The organism is Rhodococcus sp. PAE-6 (assembly GCF_025290685.1).
Taxonomy (GTDB): Bacteria; Actinomycetota; Actinomycetes; order Mycobacteriales; family Mycobacteriaceae; genus Rhodococcus; species Rhodococcus pyridinivorans.
In genome coordinates this window covers 23,831-46,261 of the sequence record NZ_JAOCLZ010000007.1, presented here as the reverse complement: position 1 = coordinate 46,261, position 22,431 = coordinate 23,831, and the positions used below count along the sequence as shown (strand labels likewise).

The window sequence follows — 22,431 nt, the reverse complement described above, 5'->3', positions numbered from 1 at the left end:
CGATGACATCTGTGCGTGCGCGATCCGAGACCCCGGGGCAGGTGGGCGCCCCGGATCTGTGCCGGATCACCGTGCTCGCCCGCCACACCGAGGTCGATCTCGCACTGCCCCTCGACGTTCCGGTGGCGCTGCTGCTCCCGGGGATCGTGAATCTCGTCGCCGGCCACCGGCCCGACAACGACTTCGACGCGACACCCGAACGCACGGAACCCGACGGCTGGGCGCTCGCCCGGATCGGTCGGGCCCCGCTGTCCGGTGCGCTGAGTCTCGACGAGCACGGCGTCCGCGACGGGGAGATCCTCGTCCTGGAGGACGCCGGATCCCCCGCTCCTCCACCGTTGTTCGACGACGTCATGTACAGCGTCGCGGCCTCGGACCGGACCACGACGCCGTGGGGTGCGGGCCCGTCGGGTCTCATCGCGGCCGTCCTGGGTCCGGTCGCCCTCGCCGCGGGCTGCGTACCGTTGCTGTTCCTGCCCGACGGCGCGAGCCGTCTCGCCCTCGGAGCCGTGTGCGCCGCGCTGCCTCTCCTGGTGCTGCTCGCCGCAGGCATCCTCGCCCGGCTCCACGACGATCGACGGACCGCGACCGCGCTGCTGTGGTGCGCCTTCCCGCTCGCAGCGACGGCCGGGGCGCTGCTCGTTCCCGGCGAATCGCCGGCGCCGCGTCTCGTCCTCGCCGCGGCACTGACCGGGGCGGTCGCAGTGCTCGCCGTGCGTGCCACCCGCATCGGCCTCGCACCGTGCACGGCGGTCGCCGCGACCGCCGCGGGCGTCGTCGTGACGGCCACCCTCGCATCGACCACCGAACTCGAGGCGCGCGCCCTCGGAGCCGGAACGGTGGTGGTGGCGCTGCTGCTCGCCGGCACGGCACCACGCCTCGCGGCGATGCTCGCGAAACTCCCCATCCCCCCGGTCCCTGCTCCGGGCGCTCCGCTCGAACCGGAGACCCCCGAGAGCAGCGTGTCCGGGTTGCCGTCACAGGCGGAGCTCGAGCACCGTGCGAATCGGGCACGGAGCGCGCTCACCGGAATCGTCCACGCCGTCGTCCTACTCACGGCGGGCGGAGCGTGGTGCGCCGCGTTCCCGTTGGACGGAGACGTGTCCGTGCCCGCGGTAGCACTGGCCGTGGCGTCGGCCGTGGTCCTGGTCTTCCGAGGCCGCACCTACACCGCGACCGCGCAGGCGGCTCCCCTCGTGGCCGGTGGCGCGGTACTGCTGCTCGGGCTGCTCGTCGGTGCGGCAGCGAGCGGAGCGTTGCCGCCGTGGGCGGTGTTCGCATCCGCTACGGGTCTCGCGTGTGCCGGTTTCCTCTTCGGTGTGGTCGCGCCGCGACGGACGTTCACCCCGGTACAACGCCGGATCGCCGAGATCGCGGAGTACGCGACCATCGCCACCGTCGTGCCGTTGGCCTGCTGGGTCGCCGGTGTGTACGCAGCGATCCGCGGACTGTGACGGTGCGGCTGTCACACCGGTTCGCGGTCCTGGCCCTCGCCGCCCTGATAGCGACCACTACTCCGGGTCTCGCGACCGCCGCGCCCCCGGTACCCGATCCGGCGCAACTGCCCGCCGGCGCGACGCCTGCGCCTCCCGAGGCCACCGAGATGCGGGTGCTGTGCGCAGAACTGCCGGATGCTCCCGACGGACCGCAGATCCCTCGGGCACAACGCATCCTCGACTTCGCGTCCGTGTGGCCGATCACCCGGGGAGCGGGGCAGGTGGTCGCCGTCATCGACACCGGGGTCCATCCGCATCCGCGGTTGCCGGCCCCGAGGCCGGGTGGCGACTACGTGTCCACGGGTGACGGCACCGAGGACTGCGACGCGCACGGCACCCTCGTCGCCGGCCTGATCGCGGCGCGGCCGACACCCGGATCGGGTTTCGCCGGTGGCGCACCCGACGTGGGGATCATCGCCATCCGCCAGTCGAGCGGCCATTTCTCCGACCGCTCCCGATCGGACGACGATGCCGCGCGCAACGCCTCCGGATACGGCGACGTACGGACCCTCGCGGCGGCCGTCCGGCAGGCGGTGGATCTCGGCGCCACCGTCGTCAACATCTCCGAGGTCGCCTGCCGGACGGTCGCCGAAGGCCTCGTCGACGGTCCGCTGGGAGCGGCAGTGCAGTACGCGACGGATGTACACGACGCGGTCGTCGTCGCGGCGGCCGGCAACACCGACACCTGCCGCGAAGGCAATCCGCGCTCGGCGGATCCGGCCGATCCCGGTGCGGATCCGTGGGATTCGGTCGTCACCCTGGCATCACCGGCCTGGTACGACGAGTACGTCCTCACCGTCGGCGCGGTCGAGGACGACGGCACACCGGCCGGGTACAGCCTGCCCGGGCCTTGGGTCGACGTCGCCGCTCCCGGGAGCGGGCTCGTCTCACTCAATCCCGGCACCGACGGTCTGGCCGACCTGATCCCCGGCCCCCAGGGCGGCAGACCGGTGTCCGGGACGAGTTTCGCGGCGCCGCTCGTCGCGGCGACGGTCGCGCTGGTGCGCTCGCGATACCCGCAGTTGTCCGCCCGAGAGGTGATGACGCGCATCGAGAGCACCGCCCACTCCCCCGCGGAAGGATGGAATCCGCAGGTGGGCCACGGGGTCGTCGACCCGCTCGCCGCCGTCACCGCGCCGCTGCCGGCCGGGCGCGCGGAGCCGACGCCGGCGGTTGCCGTCGCCGAGCCGACTCCTCCCCCGGTACCGGATCACCGGCCGCGCACCATCGCACTGATCTCGGCTGCGGCCGTGATCGCCGCGACCGCCCTCGTTCTCGTCCTCACTGCACCGGCACGACGACTCGCCCGATCACGGACCTGAATCAGTTGCCCGCCCCGACGGGGACCGCCTCCGGGTCGGCGGCGACACCGTCGTGTGCGAGCAGCGCCTGTTCCCGGCCGAGCGCGGGTCCCGGAGCGAGCAACTGCAGGATGGGCCACGGGACCCGGGCGGGTGGATCCGTGAAGCCGAGTGCCGCAGCGGCGTCCGCATCGGTGATGCCGTACCGCACGCCGGTGTCGGCGACGTAGAACAACGAACCGAGACGGTCGGTGTCCGAGGTCAGCGAGGTGGTCTGCACGTATCTGCCGCGGCCCGGCGGGATGTGGATCGCGTCGACCTGCGGTCCGGCATCGTCCGCCTGGGCCGGGACCACCGGCACGGCGTCCTTGCCGGTGGGCAGGGCCGTCCCCGCGGACAACCGCAGAGTCGAGCGGTGCCGGTCGTTCTCGCCTGTGCCGGGCTGCCAGGTGGAGCACGCCACAGGCCTCTCCCCCGGATCGACGATGCGCGGGACGACCTCGGGAAAGGTGTCGACCGGCAGTTCGTGCACGACCGGCGCGGCTGCGAGGACGTCGGGTGGGATCACCGGAATCTCGGGTGCTCCTTGCGAATCCGAGAAGTGGATGAGATGTGCGGTGGCCCGCGAGACCTCCTGCACACCGTTCTCGAGCACTACGTGGAAACTCTGCCCGTCCGGTTCGGACACCGCGACGACCGACCCGACTCGCACACCCGGGATCGACATGCCCGGGACACCTCCGGCGCCGGTGATGTGGGGTGCCGCCAGCTTCGGCGATTCCGGCACGGCGGCGAGCAGTCCGGGACTCGCGGGGCGCGCACGGGAGACGTCGATGCCCAGCAGGCGCACGAGCGACCGGTCGTTCGGGTCGATTTCGGCGCGTCTGCCCTCGTAGAGCAAGTGGTATCTGCCGTCCGCGGCCACGAGGAGCGCTTCGTCGTCGGCGAGCACCGAGCCTGCCCGGTGGTCGGGTGTGCCGGCGAGCACGGCGGTGGTCGAGGACTGCAGACCGTTCGGGTCGGCGACGTCGCACACCGTCCACGGCACCTCCTCTGCATCATGGACCAGGGAGGACGGCGCACCCGGGATCCCCACCAGCGGTCCGCGTGGTCGTGTCGTCAGTTCCTCGTCGGCTACGACCGCCGGTTCGGTGGGCGATCCGAGGATCAGCCGGGCCGACGCGAGATTCAGGACGGGATGGAAGGTCGTGCCGATCGCGACGTAGAGCGCACCGGAGTCGCGTCCGACGACGACGGAAGCATCACCGATCCGGTCCTGGGGGCGGAACAGGGCAAGGGCGGCACAGCCTCCCAGCACGACACACGCGACGACGACTCCGACGACGAACGCCCGGAACTGGGAACGCATGGGATCGTGGATCATTCGTACGTCACCCCGCACCAACGCATGATCCATGCGTCGTGCCAGGAAACGGTATCCACTGACCTGCCATCGCGTGGTCGGTTGCGCTGCCATCGATCTCCCCCCGTACGGCACGCTCTCTGGCGCAACACAGTACAGTCCTGTCGGGCGTCCACCACAGGCGCTCCGCGCGGTCAGGGGGAAGGTCGGCACCGCGCCGGAATCATTGCCGGCCGTCGTTCGGGGGGATCGATGCAACGAACCGTCTTCGAGTCGGGGGATTCACGGGTCAGCACAGCGCCCACCGGTGCACGGATCAGCACAGCAGCAGGTGATGCGAGAAGCCGTGTCGCCGTGCGGCTCGTGGGTGCCCAGTGCGTCGCCGCCCTCGTATGGACGCTGGCGGTGGTGTCGGGGGCGTCCGTGTGGGTGGCCTGCGCGATCGCCGTGCCACCGGCCGCGCTGTGCCTCGTGCGGATCGGCGGACGCGGCACAGCCGAATGGATCGCGACCGTTCTGCGCCGACGCCCGGACGACGTCTCCGTCTCGGGTGTCCTCCGCGACTTCCACGTCGGGTCGGCAGTCCCGGTGGGGGTGCTATGGGACGGCCCGTACGCGACCGTGGTTCTCGAACCGTTCTCACCGGCCGGTGCGATCACCCGACTCGGGCGCGACAGCGAGGAGACGGGGCGAACGCTCCCCCTCGACGCGATCGCCGCCTGCCTGTACCGGCACGACGTCGTCCTGGACGGGATCGATGTCGTGGTGCAGGGGCGCCGGGTTCGCGACTCGACCCCCGCGGGGCAGGCCTACGCACAGTTGCTGGGCCCGCTTCCCGCCGCGGCCGAACGCACGGTGCGGGTGGTGCTCCGACTCGACGTCACGTCCTGCGCGGCCGCTGCCGCCCGTCGGGGCGGAGGCTCCGAGGGTGCCGCCCGGACCGTCGTCGCGGCGGCGCGGCGCGTGATCCGCGCGCTCGGCGACGCCGGGTACGGTGCGCGACTGCTCACCGCGAGCGAGATCGAACAGGCCGCGCTGCGCATCTCCCACGGGGTCCCGGCGACGGAGTGGGCCCCGACGCGCCGGCACGTCGCCCTGGCCTCCGCGTTCGACTCGGGCGGCGCCTTCGACCCACGTCGGATCGACCGCCGCCACACGGCGGCGATCTGGTCGCATCCAACTTTGGCGTCGACACTGGTCCTCCGGTTGCGACCGGGTGATGACGGGTCGGTTCGGGTCGGGGCGCTGGCACGGTTCACCACGCGCGAGGCAGACGTCCCCTCGGTGGCCGGACTGTTCCCGGCGTACGGACGTCACGCCGAACTCCTCACAGCGGCATTGCCCCTCGGGGTTCCGCAACTGGAAGACCGGGTTCCCTTGCGCGAATCGCGTAGCGGGGAACTCGACGCCCTCGCTCTTCCGGCCGGTGGGTGTGGGCAGCTCATCGGATCGGACGACGCCGGTCGCGCCGTCACCGCGCGTCTCACCGGTCCCGGAGTCCGCTCGGTCCACATCGCGGGCGAGTTGTATCTCGCCCAGCAGGTGGTCTTCCGCGCCGTCGCGGTGGGGGCGCGGGTCGTCGTCCACACCGACCGGTCCGGTGCGTGGCGCGGCCTGGTCGGATCCGCGGCCGGACCCGACCGGCTGCGTCTGGCGGGCGAGTACGCGGGCGACCACGATTTCGACACGGTCGTCTACGACGGCGTCCCGCCCACCTCGTCCATGCCGCACGCGACCGCGATCCACGTGCACATCCACCCGGACGGATGGCCGCGCGAGCGCCCCACGGTGTCGTTGCTCCAACCCGGAGCGGCCGGGGACCGTGTGGTGCTCACGGTAGGCGGCGAACGCACGCCTCTCACCCTCGTGACGATCGCGGCGGAGAGCACCCATCTCGGCCGGTCGCGCATGCCGGATCCGGCGCCTCAGCCGGGATAGCGGTCGAGGGCGGTTCCGGCGCGGACGGTGCGGGCCCACCAGGCGATCTGGTCGAGCATGCGTTCCGCGCCGTCGATCGCGGCCTCGTCCGTGGTGGTGCCGTCGGCCGCGAAGGCGTGCTTGACGCGGTGGAAGCTCACCGACTGCCGCACCGGCACCATGTGGACCTCGACGACGACCTGCCGCAACTGCTCGACCGCGCGCAATCCGCCGGACAGGCCACCGTAGGAGACGAATCCGACCGGCTTGGTGCGCCATTCGTGCTTGACGGTGTCGATGGCCGTCTTCAGCGCGGCGGGATAGCCGTGGTTGTACTCGGAGGTCACCACCACGAAGGCGTCCGCAGCACCGATGCGACCGGTGAAGGCGTCGGCGTCGGGACCGCCCGAGAGGTCGTGCGGGAGCGGGGTCTCGGCGAGATCGAGAACGCCGACGTCGAACTCGGGCCGACGCCGTGCGGTGGCCGCGAACCAGTCTGCGACGACCGGCGCGATGCGACCGGCGCGGACACTCGCGACGACGACCTCGAGGCGGATCGGATCGTTCGGTGCAGCCGTGGTCATAGGGTCGATCGTAGGTGCGGTGCGGTCGAGAGCCCGTGCGCGAGCAGTGCGGCGAGTTCCCGGTAGGCACGTGCGTCCTCGAGACCGGTCGTCTCGGCCACCTGTCGTTGCTGGATGCGGACCATGACCGAGGCGACGACGTCGGCGACGAAGGCCGCGTGGACGTCGCGCAGTTCGCCGGCCGCAACTCCCTCGGAGATGAGCTGGCGGACGCGGTCGGCGGCGAACCGGGTGTTGCGTTCGTAGACCTCGCGCGCGACCGGCGTGTGGGCGATGTCCTCCATGAACCGCGTGGAGGCGGGTTCGAGTTCGCGCCCCACGGCCTCGAGATAGGCGCCGATGCGAGCCTGGGCGTCCGCGGCCCGCGCGACGTCGGCCTCCACCCGGTCGGCAGCACCCTTGAAGAAGTGGACGGTCGCCGCGTAGACGAGCCGGTCCTTGTTCTCCGCGAGTGCGTAGAGCGTCGATTTCGAGCAGCGCAGACGCGCGGCGATGTCGTCGAGGGTCAGGTGCGCGAAGCCTTCTGCCAGGAACAACGCGACCAGATCGTCGAACAGTTGCGCCTGCCGGGCGGTGGGCCGCCGGCTACCGACTCTTGCCATACCGAGAACAGTACTGCAGTATCGTCCTCAGTACTATTTTTGGTCCCCAGTCTTCCAGGAGGAACCACCGTGCCCGTCGAGCGTCTGCTTCCCACCCGCGAGGCCTACGACCTGATCGACCTCACCCGCGACGTCGCCGACAAGGTGCTCGCCCCGCGCGTCGACGAGCACGAGCGCAAGGAGACCTTCCCCGAGGGCGTCTTCCCCGCACTCGGCGCCGCAGGGCTGCTGAGCCTGCCGTACCCCGAGGAGTTCGGCGGCGGCGACCAACCCTACGAGGTCTACCTGCAGGTCCTCGAGGAACTCGGCGCCCACTGGGCTGCCGTGGCGGTTGCGGTGAGCGTGCACGGACTGTCGTGCTTCGCGCTCGCCACCCACGGCACCGACGAGCAGAAGAACAAGTGGCTCCCGGAGATGCTGGGCGGCAACACGATCGGCGCGTACAGCCTCTCCGAGCCGCAGGCCGGATCCGACGCCGCGGCCCTCGCGTGCCGTGCGAAACCCGTCGACGGCGGCTACCGCATCACCGGCTCGAAGGCGTGGATCACCAACGGCGGCAAGGCCGACTTCTACACCCTGTTCGCCCGCACAGCCGACACCGGCAGCAAGGGCATCTCGTGCTTCCTCGTGCCCGCCGGCACCGAGGGCCTGTCCTTCGGCAAGCCCGAGGAGAAGATGGGCCTGCACGCCATCCCCACCACCTCCGCCCACTACGACGACGCCTTCGTCCCGGCCGAGCGCCGGATCGGCGCCGAGGGACAGGGACTGCCGATCGCGTTCAGCGCACTGGATTCCGGACGCCTGGGGATCGCCGCCGTCGCGACGGGTCTGGCCCAGGCCGCCCTCGACGAGGCGACGGCCTACGCCAAGGAACGGCAGGCCTTCGGCAAGCGCATCATCGACCACCAGGGCCTCGGCTTCGTTCTCGCCGACATGGCCGCCGCCGTCGACTCGGCCCGCGCCACCTATCTCGACGCTGCCCGGCGCAAGGACGCCGGCCTGCCCTACTCGCGGCAGGCGTCGGTGGCCAAGCTCGTCGCGACGGATGCCGCCATGAAGGTCACGACCGACGCTGTGCAGGTCCTCGGTGGATACGGCTACACCCGCGACTTCCCGGTCGAGCGCTTCATGCGCGACGCAAAGATCACGCAGATCTTCGAGGGCACCAATCAGATTCAGCGACTCGTGATCGCGCGGTCCCTCGCGGGGTGAACGATCGCAAGCCGGAAGCGACAGGGGTTTTCGCGGCGAAAGATCGCTAGAGTGCCTTCATGCCGGACGCCCTGGAGCGGCTCACTCCACAGCAACGCCACCTGCTGACGCAGCGGTTCGGCCGCATCGTCGTGGTCTCCGACATGAGTTGGGGGCTGGTGTCGACCACTGTCCTCGAGGTCGACACCGACGACGGGCTGCTGGTCGTGAAGGCGGGCGGAACTCCGGATCGGCACATCGGCCGCGAGATCAGCGCGCACGAGCGGTGGACCGCTCCGTGGGTACGGTGCGGTCGGGCCGCCCGCATGGTGTTCGCCGACCGCGCGACGAAACTCGTCGTGACGGAATACCTTCCGGGGCGGCTCGTCCTGGGCACCGCCGCGTCGTCCCGTCTCGACGTCTACGAACAGGCCGGCGCGCTGCTCGCCCAGTTCCATCGCCAGGAGCATGTGGTGGACGAGGGGTACGAGCGATCGGCGAACACGAAGACGCTGCGGTGGCTCGCGGCGCCGCACCGTATCGGTCCCGACGTCGCCGGCCGATTGCGCTCGATGGTCGAGGGGTGGCCGACACCGACGGCCACCCTGGTGCCCACCCACGGCGACTGGCAGAGCCGCAACTGGCTCGCCGACGACATCGGTGTGGTGAAGGTGATCGACTTCGGGCGTGCCGCGATGCGCCCGGCGGGTGAGGACTTCGAGCGGCTCGCGGTACGCGAGTTCCTCCGGGTCCCCGGTGCCGAGCAGGCCTTCCTGCGTGGCTACGGCGAGGATCCCCGTGAGGAGGACGCCTGGTTCCGCCGACGTGTCCGCGCGGCGGTCGCGGTCGCGGTGTGGGCCTTCCATGTGGGCGACGACTGCTACGAGGCCGAGGGCCACCGCATGATCGCCGAGGCGCTCGGCCGCTTCCCGGTTCGCTCGATGCGCTCATCAGCAACGTCCTCGAGGTCCTGGACTGGCTGATCCGACGAGCATGTGAGAACGCCCGAGGGGGTGAGGTCGCGGACCTCACCCCCCCCGGGTGTCTTTTCGAGCGCAGCGCTCTCGGCTCAGGCGCCGATGGCCTCGCCGAGCACGGGCCACGACTCGTGCAGGGCCTCCTGCCAGTAGCCCCAGGTGTGGGTACCGTCGGGCCGGACCGAGTAGGTCGCCTCGACCCCGGCTGCGTCCAGCGCACCGCGCAGTCGCGTCGTGCAATCGTTCACGCCGGCCTCGATGAGCCCGAGCAGAGCCACATCGGGAAGGACGGCGACACCGTCCTGCTCCCATGCTTTCAATTCGTACGGACCCGGGACACCGCTGCTCGTGGAGACGTACACGGCCTTGCCGCGCAGCTTCTCGGCGTTGAGCACGACGTCCTGTTCGGTCCAGTGCTCACCGGCGACCGGTCCCCACATGTTCTCGACCTCGCCCCCGCCGAACGCGACGACGATCTCCGCATAGCGCGAACCGATATCCGACGCGGTCTCGGCGCATCCACTGTACGAACCCACCGCCTGGTAGAGATCGGGCGCCTGCTGGGCGAGCGCCAGCGCCGACGTCGCCGACATCGACACACCGGCGATCGCGTTGCGGCCGCTCGCACCGAGTGTCTCGTCGACCACGGAGGGGATCTCCTCGGTGAGGAAGGTCGTCCACTTGTTGCGTCCGAGAACGGGATCGTCCTCGAGCCAGTCGGTGTAGTAGCTGAACGCGCCACCGACCGGAGTGACGACGTTGACGTTCTTGTCGCCGAAGAACTCCACGATGTCGGTCTGCTCGCGCCAGGTCGCCCGGTCCAGTCCCCCACCGGCACCGTTGAGCAGGTAGAAGACCGGTCGCGGCGCGCTCGTGTCGGCCGGTCGCAGCACCTGCAGCTCGATGGTGCGTTCCATCGACGGCGAGTACACGAACAGCGACCAATCGCGGTCGGTGTGCTTCTCGATGCGTTCGACAGTCGCGCTCTGCGACCGGGTCTCGCCGGTCGCGGCGGCCGGGAGATCCTCGGCGTGGGCGACCGCGGCACCGGACAGGACCAGCGACGAGACGGCGAGCGCCCCGATCGTCCCCATCAACGCAAACCGTCGTGCGCGCACATTCGTTCCCTTCATCCGCAACAGCCGGGCGTGATGGGCCCGCGCATCTCCCGCGTCGCAGCGTTGCGCGCGGCGAGTTCCTCGTCAGCAGGGTAGTCGACGCGAACCAGTGACAGGCCGTGGGCCGGTGCCACCGCGACGGACGCCGCACGTTCGCGTTCGTCGAGCAGGGCCGTCATCCACTCGACGCTGCGACGCCCCTCCCCCACGGCCAGGGCCGCGCCGACGAGGCTGCGCACCATCGACCAGCAGAAGGCGTCGGCGCTGACATAGGCGGTGAGGATGTCACCTTCGCGGGTCCAGTCGTATCGCTGCAGTTCACGTACGGTCGTCGCACCCTCCCGCCGCTTGCAGAAGGCGGCGAAGTCGTGCAGGCCGAGCAGCGACTGCGACGCGCGTTGCATCGCATCGAGATCGACGGCCTTCGGCCACGCGACGGTGTCGCGGGCACGCAGCGGCTCGGCGCCGTACACCGCTGTGGTGAGGCGGTATTCGTAGTGGCGCCGGATCGCCGAGAAACGCGCGTCGAAATGTTCGGGGGCGACGGAGATCCCGGTGACCCGCACGTCGCGGGGCAGGAACCGTGCGAGACGGCGGACCCAGCGCGACGGATCGTCGGGCAGCACCGCGGTGGGGACGTCGACGTGGGCGACCTGCCCGGAAGCGTGCACGCCGGCGTCGGTGCGACCGGCGACGGTGAGCAGCACGGGGGTGCGGACGATCGCGGAGAGCTTCTCCTCGATCTCCCCGCACACCGTGCGACGTCCGGGCTGCCGTGCCCAGCCGGAGAAGTCGGTGCCGTCGTACGCGATGTCGAGTCGCAGACGGGTTGTCTCGTGAGAAGCCACGAGCCCGCCGCCCTCGGAAGGGTCGGCGGGCTCGTGAGCTTCAGCAGATGCCGAAACCAAGTGGATTAGTCCTTCTTGGCCTCGTCCGCCTCGGGTGCGTCGGCAGCCGTGGCGTTGGTGTCCTCGACACCCTCGACGACGGCGTCGGCGTTCGCGACCTCGGCGTCGGTGGCCTCGGCCTCGACGGCCTGGACCGCGTTGTCCTCGGCGGGTGCCTGCGAGGCGGCGACGCGGCGAGCGCGGTCGGCCTCGGAGGTGACGGTCTTCTCGCGCACCAGCTCGATGATGGCCATGGGGGCGTTGTCGCCCTTGCGCGGCATCGTCTTGATGATGCGGGTGTAACCGCCGTTGCGGTCCTCGAAGGAGGGACCGATCTCCGCGAACAGCGAGTGGACGACGTCCTTGTTGCGGATGACCTTCAGCACCTCACGACGCGAGGCCAGCGTGCCGGCCTTGGCGTGCGTGACGAGCTTCTCGGCGTACGGGCGCAGGGCCTTGGCCTTGGCCTCGGTGGTGGTGATGCGGCCGTGCTCGAAGAGCGCGGTGGCCAGGTTGGCCATGAGCGCCTTCTGATGCGAGGCCGATCCGCCGAAGCGGGCGCCCTTCTTGGGCTTGGGCATGATTTTCTCCTAGTAACGGACCGTGAGCTGCTACAGCTGCTCGGTCTCGGCGTAGTCCTCGTTGCCGTCGTTGTCACCGAAGGAGCCGGCCTCGGTATCGCTCCAGGTACCGGTCGCGGCGTCGTAGCCGGCGACGGTGCTGGGGTCGAACGATGCCGGGCTGTCCTTGAGGGACAGGCCGAGCGAGTGCAGCTTGACCTTGACCTCGTCGATGGACTTCTGGCCGAAGTTGCGGATGTCGAGCAGGTCGGATTCCGTCCGTGCCACGAGCTCGCCGACGGTGTGGACACCTTCGCGCTTGAGGCAGTTGTAGGACCGGACCGTGAGGTCGAGGTCCTCGATCGGAAGTCCGAAGGAGGCGATGTGGTCGGCCTCGGCGGGCGAGGGACCGATCTCGATGCCTTCTGCTTCGACGTTCAGCTCACGAGCCAGACCGAAGAGCTCCACGAGGGTCTTGCCCGCCGAGGCGAGCGCGTCCCGCGCGCTGATCGAGTTCTTGGTCTCCACGTCGAGAATGAGCCGATCGAAGTCGGTGCGCTGCTCGACGCGGGTCGCTTCCACCTTGTACGTCACCTTGAGCACCGGCGAGTAGATCGAGTCGACCGGGATACGGCCGATCTCGGCGCCGGACGCCTTGTTCTGCACGGCAGGAACGTAGCCGCGACCGCGCTCGACGACGAGCTCGATCTCCAGCTTGCCCTTGTCGTTCAGGGTGGCGATGTGCAGATCCGGGTTGTGGATGGTGACACCGGCCGGGGGCACGATGTCGCCGGCCGTGACGGTGCCCGGCCCCTGCTTGCGGACGTACATGGTGACCGGCTCGTCCTCTTCGGAGCTCACCACGAGACCCTTGAGGTTCAGGATGATGTCGGTGACATCCTCCTTCACCCCGGGAACGGTGGTGAACTCGTGGAGAACGCCGTCGATGCGGATGCTGGTGACAGCGGCGCCCGGGATCGACGAGAGCAGGGTGCGACGAAGCGAGTTGCCGAGGGTGTACCCGAAGCCAGGCTCGAGCGGCTCGATGACGAACTTCGAGCGGTTTTCAGCGATGACCTCTTCGGTCAGTGCGGGTCGCTGAGAGATGAGCATCTGTTGCCTCCTTGTGGGCGTCCGCCATATGACGCCCTAGTGGAATGGAGCGGTGTCCTCCCGCCCGGACGGACCGGAGGACACCACGACACCGAGGTGTCTTACTTCGAGTAGTACTCGACGATCAGCTGTTCCTGCAGCGGGATGTCGATCTGCGCGCGCTCGGGGAGCTGGTGGACCAGCACTCGCAGACGCGGGCCGACGACCTGCAGCCAACCCGGAACCGGGCGCTCGCCCTGGGTCTCGCGGGCGACCTGGAAGGGCAGCGTGCTCAGCGACTTCTCGCGGACATCGATGATGTCGTACTGCGAGACGCGGTAGCTGGGGATGTCGACCTTCTTGCCGTTGACCAGGAAGTGGCCGTGGCTCACCAGCTGGCGGGCCTGACGACGCGTGCGGGCGAGGCCGGCACGGTAGACGACGTTGTCCAGGCGCGACTCGAGGATGACCAGCAGAACCTCACCGGTCTTGCCGGGGCGGCTTGCGGCCTCTTCGTAGTAGCGACGGAACTGCTTCTCCATGACGCCGTACGAGAAGCGGGCCTTCTGCTTCTCCTGCAGCTGGAGCAGGTACTCGCTCTCCTTGATCCGCGCGCGGCCGTGCTGGCCGGGCGGGTAGGGGCGACGCTCGAAGGCCTGATCGCCTCCGACCAGGTCGACACGGAGACGACGCGACTTACGGGTAACGGGACCGGTATAACGAGCCATTTTTCTTTACCTTCCTTTCCCGTTAGACGCGACGCCGCTTGGGCGGACGGCAACCGTTGTGGGGCTGCGGGGTGACATCGGAGATGGTGCCGACCTCGAGGCCTGCGGCCTGGAGGGAACGGATCGCCGTCTCGCGGCCCGAGCCCGGGCCCTTGACGAAGACGTCGACCTTCTTGACACCGTGTTCCTGCGCCTTGCGGGCGGCGTTCTCGGCGGCGAGCTGTGCGGCGAACGGGGTCGACTTGCGCGAACCCTTGAAGCCGACGTGGCCGGAGGACGCCCAGGAGATCACGTTGCCCTGCGGGTCCGTGATGGACACGATGGTGTTGTTGAACGTGCTCTTGATGTGAGCGGCACCGTGCGGAACGTTCTTCTTGTCCCTGCGCCGTGCCTTCTGGGTCTTCTTCGGACCGGTGCTGCGTGACTTGGGAGGCATTACTTCTTCTTTCCTGCGACGGTGCGCTTCGGACCCTTGCGGGTGCGGGCGTTGGTCTTGGTGCGCTGTCCACGCACGGGCAGACCACGACGGTGTCGCAGGCCCTGGTAGCAGCCGATCTCGATCTTGCGGCGGATGTCCGCCTGAACCTCGCGACGGAGGTCACCCTCGACCTTGTAGCTCTCCTCGATGTACTCGCGGAGCTTGGCGAGGTCCTCGTCCGTCAGATCCTTGCTGCGCAGGTCCGGGTTGACACCCGTGGCCTCGAGGATCTCTTGGGAGCGGGTACGGCCGATGCCGTAGATGTAGGTGAGTGCGATCTCCATCCGCTTTTCGCGGGGAAGATCGACACCTGCGAGACGTGCCATGTGGCATTCCTATTCGGTGTGCGGAGGTCTGCTCCCAGCCCGTCCCCTGCGTCGAAGAACTGTGTGATTCAAAAACACAGTGGGGCCCCGGCCTCCGTACCGGGGGTTGATCGCGCAGCTCCTCGACGGGTCGAGGATCGTAACCACGCGACTGGTGCTGGAAGGTCTTCGTGCTTGTTGCCAAGCAGATCTTCGAGACGAAGGTGGATCTAGCCCTGACGCTGCTTGTGACGCAGGTTCTCGCAGATCACCATGACCCGACCGTTACGGCGGATCACCTTGCACTTCTCGCAGATCTTCTTGACGCTAGGCTGAACCTTCACGTAAGTCCGATCTCCTGTATGTGCGCCGCCGGACACGGCAGAGCCGGCCCGGCGACATGATTCTCCCCGACCGTGTGGCCGGGGAAGCTTCGTTACTTGTAGCGGTAGACGATGCGTCCACGCGTGAGGTCGTAGGGAGAAAGCTCCACGACAACGCGGTCCTCGGGAAGGATACGAATGTAGTGCTGACGCATCTTTCCGCTGATGTGGGCGAGAACCTTGTGCCCGTTCTCCAGCTCGATGCGGAACATCGCATTGGGCAGCGGTTCGATTACCCGGCCCTCGACCTCGATTGCCCCGTCTTTCTTAGCCATATCCTCCGCGATCCGTTGTTCGGCGTTGTGGTTGCATCGGCATCCGTTACCGTGACGCTCGGCAACTCCGGGACCGGACACGAACCGAGATTCGAAGGAATTCGACACGGGACCGATCGGAGCGCAGCGCGCACCACCGATCAATGGTACGGGAAGTTGACCGTCCAGGACAAATGAGCTCCGGCACACTCGTGCCCACGACCAGGAGGAGGACCGCACGTGCGGGCGTTGATCCAGCGGGTGACCACGGCGGCGGTGGCGGTCGACGGAGCCGAGGTGGCTCGCATCACGCCGGCCGAAGACGGTCACGGTCTGCTCGTGCTGGTCGGCGTCACGCACGACGACGACGAGGCCAAGGCCGCGACGCTCGCCCGGAAGGTGTGGACGATGCGCATCCTCGAGGACGAGCGATCCGCCTCCGACGTCGACGCCCCGATCCTGGTGGTCAGCCAGTTCACGCTCATGGCCGACACGAGGAAGAGCAGGCGTCCGTCGTGGTCGGCCGCCGCTCCCCGCCCGATCGCCGAACCTCTCGTCGATGCGTTCGCGAACGCTCTACGAGATCTCGGCGCGAAGGTGGAGACCGGGAAGTTCGGGGCCCACATGGAGGTGAGCCTCGTCAACGACGGACCGGTCACGATCCTCGTCGACGTATGACGCCGCGGAGTACGACCGCTCGCGTCACTCCGGCCGGACGGTGAGGATACGGGGGCCGTCCTCGGTGACCGCTACCGTGTGCTCCCAGTGCGCGGCCCGGCTGCCGTCGACGGTCACCACCGTCCACTCGTCGTCGAGGACCTCGGTCTCGTAGGTACCGAGGGTGAGCATCGGCTCGACGGCGAGCACCGATCCGACGACGAGCTTCGGGCCCTTGCCCGGCTTGCCTTCGTTGGGGAGGAACGGATCCATGTGCATCTCGCGCCCGATACCGTGACCGCCGTAGCCGTCGACGATGCCGTACAAGCGGCCGTGCACCTTCTCGGCGGCATGCGTGCCTTGCTCGATCGCATGCGAGACGTCGGTCAGGCGGTTGCCCGGGAGCATCGCCGCGATACCGGCCTCGAGCGACAGACGGGTGGCCTCGCTCAGGTCGATGTCGGCCTGCGACAGCTCCCCGATCCCGAAGGTCCATGCCGAGTCGCCGTGCCAGCCGTCGAGGATCGCACCGCAGTCGATCGACACGAGGTCGCCCTCGGCGAGCACCACCGACACCGACGGGATGCCGTGGACGACGACCTCGTTGACCGACGAACAGATCGAACCGGTGAAGCCGTGGTAGCCCAGGAAGGACGGAACGGCCCCCGCATCGCGGATGACCGATTCCGCCACCTGGTCGAGTTCCAGGGTGCTCACGCCCGGCTTGGCGGCCTCGCGCACTGCGACGAGTGCGGCACCGACCACGGCTCCCGCCGCCGCCATCGCGTCGAGTTCACCCGAGGTGCGGAACGGAACCACTGAGCGCTTGCGCCCGAAACCCATGTCGAACTACCCGTCTACTTTCCAAGTGCGGACAGAGCCCGCGAATTGATCTCCTCGACCTCACCGATCGCGTCGACCGTGATGATCGAGTCGGCGTAGTAGTCGAGCAGCGGGGCCGTCTCCTCACGGTAGACCCGGAGACGGTTGCGGATCACGTCTTCGGTGTCGTCGGCGCGACCGCGGGCGAGCATGCGCTCGACCACGACGTCCTCGTCGATGACGAAGGACAGCACGCCGTCGAGCTCGACACCGAGATCCTTCAGGATGTTCTCGAGTTCCTTGGCCTGCTCCACGCTGCGCGGGAAGCCGTCGAGGAGGAAGCCGTTGGCGGCGTCGGGCTCGGCCAGACGCTCACGCACCATGTTGTTGGTGATCTCGGCGGGAACGAGCTCCCCCGCGTCGATGTACTTCTTGGCCTCGACGCCGAGCGGGGTGCCCTGCCCGATGTTCGCGCGGAAAAGATCGCCCGTCGAGATGGCGGGGACGCCGAGCTTCTCGGACAGAATCGCGGCCTGTGTGCCCTTGCCGGCACCGGGAGGACCGAGCAGTACAAGTCTCACTTGAGGAACCCTTCGTAGTTGCGCTGCATCAGTTGACTTTCGATCTGCTTGACAGTGTCCAGCGCGACACTGACGAGAATGAGAACCGCGGCGCCACCGAAGATGCTCGAGGCCGTCTGGCTGCCGGACAGGAAGAAGTTCGGCAGCGTCGCGATGAGACCGAGGTAGATCGAGCCCGGAACCGTGATGCGGTTGAGCACGAAACTGAGATATTCGGCGGTCGGGCGACCGGGGCGGATGCCCGGGATGAAGCCGCCGTATTTCTTCATCTCGTCGGCCCGCTCCTCCGGATTGAAGGTGATGGCGACGTAGAAGAAGACGAAGAACACGATCAGGGCGAAGTAGATCGCGATGTAGACCGGGTTGTTCGGATTGACCAGGTACTCGTTGATGATCCGCTGCCACCAACTCGGATCCGGGTTCGTCGTGGCACCGGTGAGCTGCGCGACGAGATTGGGCAGGTACAGCAGCGACGACGCGAAGATGACGGGGATGATGCCCGCCTGGTTGACCTTCAGCGGCAGGTAGGTCGACGAACCGCCGTACATACGACGGCCGACCATGCGCTTGGCGTACTGCACCGGGATCCGGCGCTGACCCTGCTCGATGAACACGACACCCGTGATGAGGGCCAGGGCCACGACGCAGACGATCGCGAAGACGAGGCCGCCGCGGGATTCGAGGATCATGCGACCCTCGCTCGGCAGCGCGGCCGCGATACCGGCGAAGATCAGCAGCGACATGCCGTTGCCGACACCGCGTTCGGTGATGAGCTCACCGAACCACATGACGACGGCGGCACCGGCGGTCATCACCAGCACGATGACGACCATCCCGAAGATGCTGTCGTCGGCGAGGATCGGCTCCGAGCAGCCCTGCAGCAGCTGCCCTCGGGCGGCGAGCGCGACGATGCCGGTGGCCTGCAGGACGGCGAGCGCGACGGCGAGATAACGCGTGTACTGCGTCATCTTGGCCTGGCCGGACTGGCCCTCCTTGCGCAGTTCCTCGAAGCGTGGAATGACCACGGTGAGCAGCTGGACGATGATGCTCGCGGTGATGAACGGCATGATGCCGATCGCGAAGACCGACAACTGCAGCAGCGCGCCGCCGGAGAACAGATTGATCAGCGAGTAGATACCGGCCTGCTCGCTGCCGGCGAGCTGATCGACACAGGCCTGGACGTTGCCGTAGTCGACGCCCGGGGACGGCACGGTAGCACCGAGGCGGTACAGCGCCACGAGCCCGAGGGCGATGAGAATCTTCCGCCTCAGGTCCGGTGTCCTGAGGGCCGAGACGAAGGCGGAAAGCAAAGATCCTCCTGGCGGGCCGATCGGGGACGACGGATCGAGAGGGATCCGTCGGACGGTAGACAACTCTGAAACTCTAACAGTGGGCCCCGATGAGAGGCGTAGCCCGGTAGCCTATGTCACCGCTGCGAACGCAGCTTGGGGCACCGGTGTGAACGCGCGAACGGCCGCGGTGCAGGTATCTGCACCGCGGCCGTTCGACAGCCGTGACTCACACGCGAAAGTACAGGTCAGGCCTGGACGGTCGCGCTGCCACCGGCTGCAGCGATCTTCTCCTGAGCGGAGGCCGAGAACTTGTCGGCGGTGACCTGCACGGCCACCGTCAGCTCGCCCTCGCCGAGGACCTTGACGAGCTGGTTCTTGCGAACCAGACCCTTCGCCACGAGGTCCGCGACACCGATCTGTCCACCCTCGGGGAACACGCGAGCGATGTCCCCGACGTTGACGATCTGGTACTCGGTACGGAATGCGTTCTTGAAGCCCTTGAGCTTCGGCAGACGCATGTGGATGGGCATCTGGCCACCCTCGAAGGCCGGCGACACGTTCTTGCGTGCCTTCGTGCCCTTCGTACCGCGGCCGGCGGTCTTGCCCTTCGAACCCTCACCGCGTCCGACGCGGGTCTTGTCCGTCTTCGCACCCGGAGCCGGGCGCAGGTGATGCAGCTTGATGGTCATTCTCAGACCTCCTCAACGGTGACGAGGTGACGCACCACGTTGATGAGGCCACGATTCTGCGCATTGTCCTCGCGGACGACGGACTGGCGGATCTTCCGCAGACCGAGGGTCCGGAGGCTGTCGCGCTGATTCGACTTGGCCCCGATGGTGCTCTTGATCTGGGTGATCTTCAGCTCTGCCATTACTTCACGCTCCCAGCAGCCTGTGCACGTGCGCGCAGCATGCCGGCGGGGGCAACTTCCTCGAGGGTGAGGCCACGGCGAGCCGCGACTTCCTCGGGACGCTGCAGACCCTTGAGGGCCGCAACCGTCGCGTGCACCACATTGATGGCGTTGTCGGAGCCGAGCGACTTCGACAGGATGTCGTGGACACCCGCACACTCCAGCACCGCGCGCACAGCGCCACCGGCGATGACACCGGTACCGGGGGAAGCCGGACGCAGCAGGACGACACCGGCTGCAGCCTCTCCCTGGACGGGGTGGGTGATGGTTCCGCCGATGAGCGGGACGCGGAAGAAGTTCTTGCGAGCTTCCTCGACACCCTTCTGGATGGCCGCGGGAACTTCCTTGGCCTTGCCGTAGCCGACGCCGACCAGGCCGTTGCCGTCGCCCACGATCACCAGAGCGGTGAAGCTGAAGCGACGACCGCCCTTGACGACCTTCGACACACGGTTGATCGAGACGACACGCTCGATGTAGTTCGACTTCTCGGCAGCGTTGCCGCCGCGCGAGTCGCGGTCGCGGCGGTCGCGACCGCCACGGTTGTCACCGCTGTTGGGGTTCTGTCCGGCGGGGCCGTTGCCGCCGTCACGCCGCTGACGTCCCGGCATCAGGCGTTCCTTCCGTTCGAGAAAATGGTCATCAGAACTTCAACCCGCTTTCGCGAGCCGCGTCCGCGAGGGCCGCGATGCGTCCGCTGTAGGTGTGGCCACCGCGGTCGAAGACCACGGCTTCCACGCCGGCAGCCTTCGCGCGCTCGGCGATCAGCTGACCGACCTTCGCGCCGCGAGCCTTCTTGTCGCCCTCGAGAGCGCGCACATCGGGTTCGATGGACGACGCTGCGGCGAGAGTGGTGCCCGTCAAGTCGTCGACCAGCTGCACGTGCAGGTGGCGCGAGGACCGGTTGACGACGAGGCGGGGACGCTCGGCGGTGCCGGAGATCTTCTTGCGGAGGCGGAAGTGACGACGCGTCTTCGAAAGGCGACGCGTGGTGGAGGCGTCCTTGCCGCGCGGGATGCGCTTGGCCTTCTGGTTCTCGGTCTGGCTCATGATCACTTACCCGTCTTTCCGACCTTGCGACGGACCTGTTCACCCTCGTAGCGGATGCCCTTGCCCTTGTAGGGGTCGGACTTGCGCAGCCGGCGGATGTTGGCCGCGATCTGGCCGACCTTCTGCTTGTCGATGCCCGAGATCGAGAAGCGCGTGGGGTTCTCGACGGCGAACGTGATGCCCTCGGGCGCCTCGATCAGCACGGGGTGGCTGTAGCCGAGCGAGAACTCGAGGTCCTTGCCCTTGAGGGCCACGCGGTAGCCGACGCCGTGGATCTCCATCTTGGTGGTGTAACCCTCGGTGACACCGACGATGAGGTTCTGCACGAGCGTCCGCGACAGGCCGTGCAGCGCGCGGCTGCGACGCTCGTCGTTCGGGCGCGTGACGTTGATTGCCCCGTCCTCGCCCTTGGCGACGGCGATCGGCTCGGCGATCGTCAGGGACAGGTTGCCCTTGGGGCCCTTGACTGCAACATCCTGGCCGTCGATGGTGATCTCGACGCCCGAAGGAACTGCAACGGGGAGTTTTCCGATTCGCGACATTGTGGTGGCCTCCCTTTACCAGACGTAGGCGAGGACTTCCCCGCCCACTCCCTGCTTGGCCGCCTGGCGATCGGTGAGCAGGCCGGAGGACGTGGAGATGATCGCCACGCCGAGGCCGCCCAGGACCTTGGGCAGGTTGGTGGATTTCGCGTACACGCGCAGGCCGGGCTTCGACACGCGGCGCACGCCGGCAAGGCTGCGCTCACGGGAAGGTCCGTACTTGAGGTCGACGATAAGGGTCTTGCCCACCTCGGCGTCCTCGGTGCGGTAGTCGGAGATGTAGCCCTCGCGCTTGAGGATCTCGGCGATGTTCACCTTGATCTTCGAGGACGGGAGCTTGACCTCGTCGTGGTACGCCGTGTTGGCGTTACGCAGACGCGTCAAGAAGTCTGCGATGGGGTCGGTCATGGTCATGGCTGACCTGTTCACCTTTCTCGATGCGGTTCCCATGCAACGCCGGAACATGCCGGCCGTGGGCCTACGTCGAAACTCGGTTTCGATAGCGGATTCGTCGACGGATCGGCGACGAACCCATGACAGCGTGACAGTGGGCGGAGAACTTCTCGGTCCTCCGCCCACCGCTCACGTCACCAGGAGCTCTTGTGAACTCCCGGAAGTTCTCCGCGGTGTGCCATCTCGCGAAGGCAGATGCGGCAGAGTCCGAACTTGCGGAAGACCGAGTGCGGGCGCCCGCAGCGCTGGCAGCGGGTGTAGGCGCGCACCGCGAACTTCGGCTTCTTGTTGGCCTTGTTGACCAGTGCCTTCTTAGCCATGGGCTCAGTTCTCCTTGAACGGGAAGCCGAGGTGCTTGAGCAGGGCACGGCCTTCTTCGTTGTTGGTAGCGGTGGTCACGACAGTGATGTCCATGCCGCGCGGGCGATCGATCTTGTCCACGTCGATCTCGTGGAACATCGACTGCTCGTTCAGGCCGAACGTGTAGTTGCCGTTGCCGTCGAACTGGTTGCCGTTGAGGCCGCGGAAGTCCCGGATACGGGGAAGCGCGATGGACACGAGACGGTCCAGGAACTCCCACATGCGGTCGCCGCGCAGCGTGACGCGCGCACCGATCGGCATGCCCTCGCGCAGCTTGAACTGTGCGATGGACTTGCGGGCCTTACGGATCTCCGGCTTCTGACCGGTGATGAGCGCGAGGTCGTTGACGGCTCCGTTGATGAGCTTCGCGTCGCGGGCGGCGTCGCCGACACCCATGTTGACGACGACCTTCACGACGCCGGGGATCTGCATGACGTTCGCGTAGTCGAACTCCGCGTTCAGCGCGTCCTTGATCTCGGCGCGGTAGCGGGCCTTCAGGCGCGGCTGGGTCTTGTTCTCGGTGGAAGTCAT

Annotated in this window: 29 protein-coding genes; 6 read left to right on the top strand and 23 right to left on the bottom strand. The window is 68.1% G+C overall.

The annotated features are described in order from the left end of the window. Positions 1–2 precede the first annotated feature (2 nt). Both eccD and mycP read left to right on the top strand, forming a co-directional pair. On the top strand, positions 3–1,454 hold the full coding sequence (eccD, locus tag NVV99_RS15270; protein ID WP_228044602.1) for a type VII secretion integral membrane protein EccD: 1,452 nt from the start codon (positions 3–5) through the stop codon (positions 1,452–1,454). After that, positions 1,451–2,818: a type VII secretion-associated serine protease mycosin gene (gene mycP / locus NVV99_RS15265; RefSeq protein WP_024101610.1), complete on the top strand. Its 1,368-nt coding sequence runs from the start codon at positions 1,451–1,453 to the stop codon at positions 2,816–2,818. Before eccD ends, mycP begins: the two co-directional genes overlap by 4 nt. Before the next feature lies 1 nt (position 2,819). Here the strand turns inward: mycP and eccB are convergent, their stop codons facing one another. Beyond that, positions 2,820–4,274, bottom strand: a complete 1,455-nt coding sequence (gene eccB, locus NVV99_RS15260) for a type VII secretion protein EccB (protein ID WP_024101611.1) — start codon at positions 4,272–4,274, stop codon at positions 2,820–2,822. Positions 4,275–4,514: 240 nt separating this feature from the next. On the opposite strand from eccB, the gene eccE reads away from it, so the two are divergent. Further along, on the top strand, positions 4,515–6,098 hold the full coding sequence (eccE, locus tag NVV99_RS15255; RefSeq protein WP_242411740.1) for a type VII secretion protein EccE: 1,584 nt from the start codon (positions 4,515–4,517) through the stop codon (positions 6,096–6,098). On the opposite strand, the gene NVV99_RS15250 is transcribed toward eccE, so the two are convergent. Both NVV99_RS15250 and NVV99_RS15245 read right to left on the bottom strand, forming a co-directional pair. Further along, entirely contained in the window at positions 6,086–6,661 is a 576-nt protein-coding gene (locus NVV99_RS15250) for an NADPH-dependent FMN reductase (protein WP_019288595.1), read from the bottom strand. The genes eccE and NVV99_RS15250 overlap by 13 nt on opposite strands. Continuing rightward, positions 6,658–7,263, bottom strand: coding sequence for a TetR/AcrR family transcriptional regulator (locus NVV99_RS15245; protein WP_024101613.1), 606 nt, complete (start codon positions 7,261–7,263; stop codon positions 6,658–6,660). Before NVV99_RS15245 ends, NVV99_RS15250 begins: the two co-directional genes overlap by 4 nt. A gap of 69 nt (positions 7,264–7,332) precedes the next feature. Between NVV99_RS15245 and NVV99_RS15240 the strand changes: the two genes are divergently transcribed. Both NVV99_RS15240 and NVV99_RS15235 read left to right on the top strand, forming a co-directional pair. After that, entirely contained in the window at positions 7,333–8,475 is a 1,143-nt protein-coding gene (locus tag NVV99_RS15240) for an acyl-CoA dehydrogenase family protein (protein WP_024101614.1), read from the top strand. 59 nt (positions 8,476–8,534) lie between these two features. Next, on the top strand, positions 8,535–9,437 hold the full coding sequence (locus NVV99_RS15235) for a phosphotransferase family protein (RefSeq protein ID WP_041803421.1): 903 nt from the start codon (positions 8,535–8,537) through the stop codon (positions 9,435–9,437). A gap of 86 nt (positions 9,438–9,523) precedes the next feature. Here the strand turns inward: NVV99_RS15235 and NVV99_RS15230 are convergent, their stop codons facing one another. From NVV99_RS15230 to infA, 9 genes are all read right to left on the bottom strand, one after another. Further along, the gene (locus NVV99_RS15230; RefSeq protein WP_024101616.1) at positions 9,524–10,525 is read right to left on the bottom strand and encodes an alpha/beta hydrolase family protein; all 1,002 of its coding nucleotides are present in this window, start codon (positions 10,523–10,525) and stop codon (positions 9,524–9,526) included. A gap of 35 nt (positions 10,526–10,560) precedes the next feature. After that, on the bottom strand, positions 10,561–11,397 hold the full coding sequence (gene truA / locus NVV99_RS15225) for a tRNA pseudouridine(38-40) synthase TruA (protein WP_231414039.1): 837 nt from the start codon (positions 11,395–11,397) through the stop codon (positions 10,561–10,563). 65 nt (positions 11,398–11,462) lie between these two features. Next, positions 11,463–12,017 carry a 50S ribosomal protein L17 gene (gene rplQ / locus NVV99_RS15220; RefSeq protein WP_006554582.1) on the bottom strand — a complete coding sequence of 185 codons (555 nt, stop codon included), beginning with the start codon at positions 12,015–12,017 and terminating at the stop codon, positions 11,463–11,465. A 30-nt stretch (positions 12,018–12,047) separates the two neighbouring features. Further along, positions 12,048–13,109, bottom strand: coding sequence for a DNA-directed RNA polymerase subunit alpha (locus NVV99_RS15215; RefSeq protein ID WP_006554583.1), 1,062 nt, complete (start codon positions 13,107–13,109; stop codon positions 12,048–12,050). Positions 13,110–13,210: 101 nt separating this feature from the next. Beyond that, the gene (gene rpsD, locus NVV99_RS15210) at positions 13,211–13,816 is read right to left on the bottom strand and encodes a 30S ribosomal protein S4 (protein ID WP_006554584.1); all 606 of its coding nucleotides are present in this window, start codon (positions 13,814–13,816) and stop codon (positions 13,211–13,213) included. 22 nt (positions 13,817–13,838) lie between these two features. Further along, positions 13,839–14,252, bottom strand: coding sequence for a 30S ribosomal protein S11 (rpsK, locus tag NVV99_RS15205; protein ID WP_006554585.1), 414 nt, complete (start codon positions 14,250–14,252; stop codon positions 13,839–13,841). Next, a complete protein-coding gene (gene rpsM / locus NVV99_RS15200; RefSeq protein ID WP_006554586.1) occupies positions 14,252–14,620 on the bottom strand; it encodes a 30S ribosomal protein S13 in 369 nt (122 codons plus the stop codon). Before rpsM ends, rpsK begins: the two co-directional genes overlap by 1 nt. A gap of 209 nt (positions 14,621–14,829) precedes the next feature. Continuing rightward, the gene (rpmJ, locus tag NVV99_RS15195) at positions 14,830–14,943 is read right to left on the bottom strand and encodes a 50S ribosomal protein L36 (RefSeq protein ID WP_003938068.1); all 114 of its coding nucleotides are present in this window, start codon (positions 14,941–14,943) and stop codon (positions 14,830–14,832) included. A gap of 92 nt (positions 14,944–15,035) precedes the next feature. Beyond that, entirely contained in the window at positions 15,036–15,257 is a 222-nt protein-coding gene (gene infA / locus NVV99_RS15190) for a translation initiation factor IF-1 (RefSeq protein ID WP_006554587.1), read from the bottom strand. A gap of 219 nt (positions 15,258–15,476) precedes the next feature. Between infA and dtd the strand changes: the two genes are divergently transcribed. After that, on the top strand, positions 15,477–15,914 hold the full coding sequence (gene dtd, locus NVV99_RS15185) for a D-aminoacyl-tRNA deacylase (protein ID WP_024101618.1): 438 nt from the start codon (positions 15,477–15,479) through the stop codon (positions 15,912–15,914). A 24-nt stretch (positions 15,915–15,938) separates the two neighbouring features. On the opposite strand, the gene map is transcribed toward dtd, so the two are convergent. The 11 genes from map to rplE all read right to left on the bottom strand — a co-directional run bounded on the left by map (position 15,939) and on the right by rplE (position 22,431). After that, positions 15,939–16,736, bottom strand: a complete 798-nt coding sequence (gene map / locus NVV99_RS15180) for a type I methionyl aminopeptidase (RefSeq protein WP_006554589.1) — start codon at positions 16,734–16,736, stop codon at positions 15,939–15,941. 14 nt (positions 16,737–16,750) lie between these two features. After that, entirely contained in the window at positions 16,751–17,296 is a 546-nt protein-coding gene (locus NVV99_RS15175) for an adenylate kinase (RefSeq protein WP_006554590.1), read from the bottom strand. Continuing rightward, positions 17,293–18,606, bottom strand: a complete 1,314-nt coding sequence (secY, locus tag NVV99_RS15170) for a preprotein translocase subunit SecY (RefSeq protein WP_006554591.1) — start codon at positions 18,604–18,606, stop codon at positions 17,293–17,295. Before secY ends, NVV99_RS15175 begins: the two co-directional genes overlap by 4 nt. Before the next feature lie 227 nt (positions 18,607–18,833). Continuing rightward, the gene (gene rplO, locus NVV99_RS15165) at positions 18,834–19,277 is read right to left on the bottom strand and encodes a 50S ribosomal protein L15 (RefSeq protein ID WP_006554592.1); all 444 of its coding nucleotides are present in this window, start codon (positions 19,275–19,277) and stop codon (positions 18,834–18,836) included. Positions 19,278–19,279: 2 nt separating this feature from the next. Then, complete coding sequence (gene rpmD, locus NVV99_RS15160) at positions 19,280–19,459, bottom strand: 50S ribosomal protein L30 (protein ID WP_006554593.1); 180 nt, start codon at positions 19,457–19,459, stop codon at positions 19,280–19,282. Beyond that, positions 19,459–20,106, bottom strand: coding sequence for a 30S ribosomal protein S5 (rpsE, locus tag NVV99_RS15155; RefSeq protein WP_006554594.1), 648 nt, complete (start codon positions 20,104–20,106; stop codon positions 19,459–19,461). The genes rpmD and rpsE overlap by 1 nt, the downstream gene beginning before the upstream one ends. A 31-nt stretch (positions 20,107–20,137) precedes the next feature. Continuing rightward, on the bottom strand, positions 20,138–20,545 hold the full coding sequence (rplR, locus tag NVV99_RS15150; RefSeq protein WP_006554595.1) for a 50S ribosomal protein L18: 408 nt from the start codon (positions 20,543–20,545) through the stop codon (positions 20,138–20,140). A 2-nt stretch (positions 20,546–20,547) separates the two neighbouring features. Continuing rightward, on the bottom strand, positions 20,548–21,087 hold the full coding sequence (gene rplF / locus NVV99_RS15145) for a 50S ribosomal protein L6 (RefSeq protein WP_006554596.1): 540 nt from the start codon (positions 21,085–21,087) through the stop codon (positions 20,548–20,550). A gap of 15 nt (positions 21,088–21,102) precedes the next feature. Continuing rightward, positions 21,103–21,501, bottom strand: a complete 399-nt coding sequence (rpsH, locus tag NVV99_RS15140; protein WP_006554597.1) for a 30S ribosomal protein S8 — start codon at positions 21,499–21,501, stop codon at positions 21,103–21,105. A 173-nt stretch (positions 21,502–21,674) separates the two neighbouring features. Then, positions 21,675–21,860: a type Z 30S ribosomal protein S14 gene (locus NVV99_RS15135; RefSeq protein ID WP_006554598.1), complete on the bottom strand. Its 186-nt coding sequence runs from the start codon at positions 21,858–21,860 to the stop codon at positions 21,675–21,677. A 4-nt stretch (positions 21,861–21,864) separates the two neighbouring features. Continuing rightward, positions 21,865–22,431, bottom strand: coding sequence for a 50S ribosomal protein L5 (gene rplE / locus NVV99_RS15130; RefSeq protein WP_006554599.1), 567 nt, complete (start codon positions 22,429–22,431; stop codon positions 21,865–21,867).

Coding starts and splice junctions, on each gene's coding strand:
- NVV99_RS15250 (WP_019288595.1), bottom strand. CDS start 6,661: ATGACCACGGCTGCACCGAACGATCCGATCCGCCTCGAGGTCGTCGTC.
- NVV99_RS15245 (WP_024101613.1), bottom strand. CDS start 7,263: ATGGCAAGAGTCGGTAGCCGGCGGCCCACCGCCCGGCAGGCGCAACTG.
- rpmD (WP_006554593.1), bottom strand. CDS start 19,459: ATGGCAGAGCTGAAGATCACCCAGATCAAGAGCACCATCGGGGCCAAG.
- rplR (WP_006554595.1), bottom strand. CDS start 20,545: ATGAGCCAGACCGAGAACCAGAAGGCCAAGCGCATCCCGCGCGGCAAG.
- rpsM (WP_006554586.1), bottom strand. CDS start 14,620: ATGGCACGTCTCGCAGGTGTCGATCTTCCCCGCGAAAAGCGGATGGAG.
- NVV99_RS15235 (WP_041803421.1), top strand. CDS start 8,535: ATGCCGGACGCCCTGGAGCGGCTCACTCCACAGCAACGCCACCTGCTG.
- rpsH (WP_006554597.1), bottom strand. CDS start 21,501: ATGACCATGACCGACCCCATCGCAGACTTCTTGACGCGTCTGCGTAAC.
- rplO (WP_006554592.1), bottom strand. CDS start 19,277: ATGACCATCAAGCTGCATCACCTGCGCCCGGCTCCGGGTGCGAAGACG.
- eccD (WP_228044602.1), top strand. CDS start 3: ATGACATCTGTGCGTGCGCGATCCGAGACCCCGGGGCAGGTGGGCGCC.
- rplF (WP_006554596.1), bottom strand. CDS start 21,087: ATGTCGCGAATCGGAAAACTCCCCGTTGCAGTTCCTTCGGGCGTCGAG.
- map (WP_006554589.1), bottom strand. CDS start 16,736: ATGGGTTTCGGGCGCAAGCGCTCAGTGGTTCCGTTCCGCACCTCGGGT.
- rpsK (WP_006554585.1), bottom strand. CDS start 14,252: ATGCCTCCCAAGTCACGCAGCACCGGTCCGAAGAAGACCCAGAAGGCA.
- NVV99_RS15230 (WP_024101616.1), bottom strand. CDS start 10,525: ATGGGGACGATCGGGGCGCTCGCCGTCTCGTCGCTGGTCCTGTCCGGT.
- rpsD (WP_006554584.1), bottom strand. CDS start 13,816: ATGGCTCGTTATACCGGTCCCGTTACCCGTAAGTCGCGTCGTCTCCGT.
- rplE (WP_006554599.1), bottom strand. CDS start 22,431: ATGACTTCCACCGAGAACAAGACCCAGCCGCGCCTGAAGGCCCGCTAC.
- rpsE (WP_006554594.1), bottom strand. CDS start 20,106: ATGCCGGGACGTCAGCGGCGTGACGGCGGCAACGGCCCCGCCGGACAG.
- NVV99_RS15135 (WP_006554598.1), bottom strand. CDS start 21,860: ATGGCTAAGAAGGCACTGGTCAACAAGGCCAACAAGAAGCCGAAGTTC.
- eccB (WP_024101611.1), bottom strand. CDS start 4,274: ATGGCAGCGCAACCGACCACGCGATGGCAGGTCAGTGGATACCGTTTC.
- NVV99_RS15215 (WP_006554583.1), bottom strand. CDS start 13,109: ATGCTCATCTCTCAGCGACCCGCACTGACCGAAGAGGTCATCGCTGAA.
- rplQ (WP_006554582.1), bottom strand. CDS start 12,017: ATGCCCAAGCCCAAGAAGGGCGCCCGCTTCGGCGGATCGGCCTCGCAT.
- infA (WP_006554587.1), bottom strand. CDS start 15,257: ATGGCTAAGAAAGACGGGGCAATCGAGGTCGAGGGCCGGGTAATCGAA.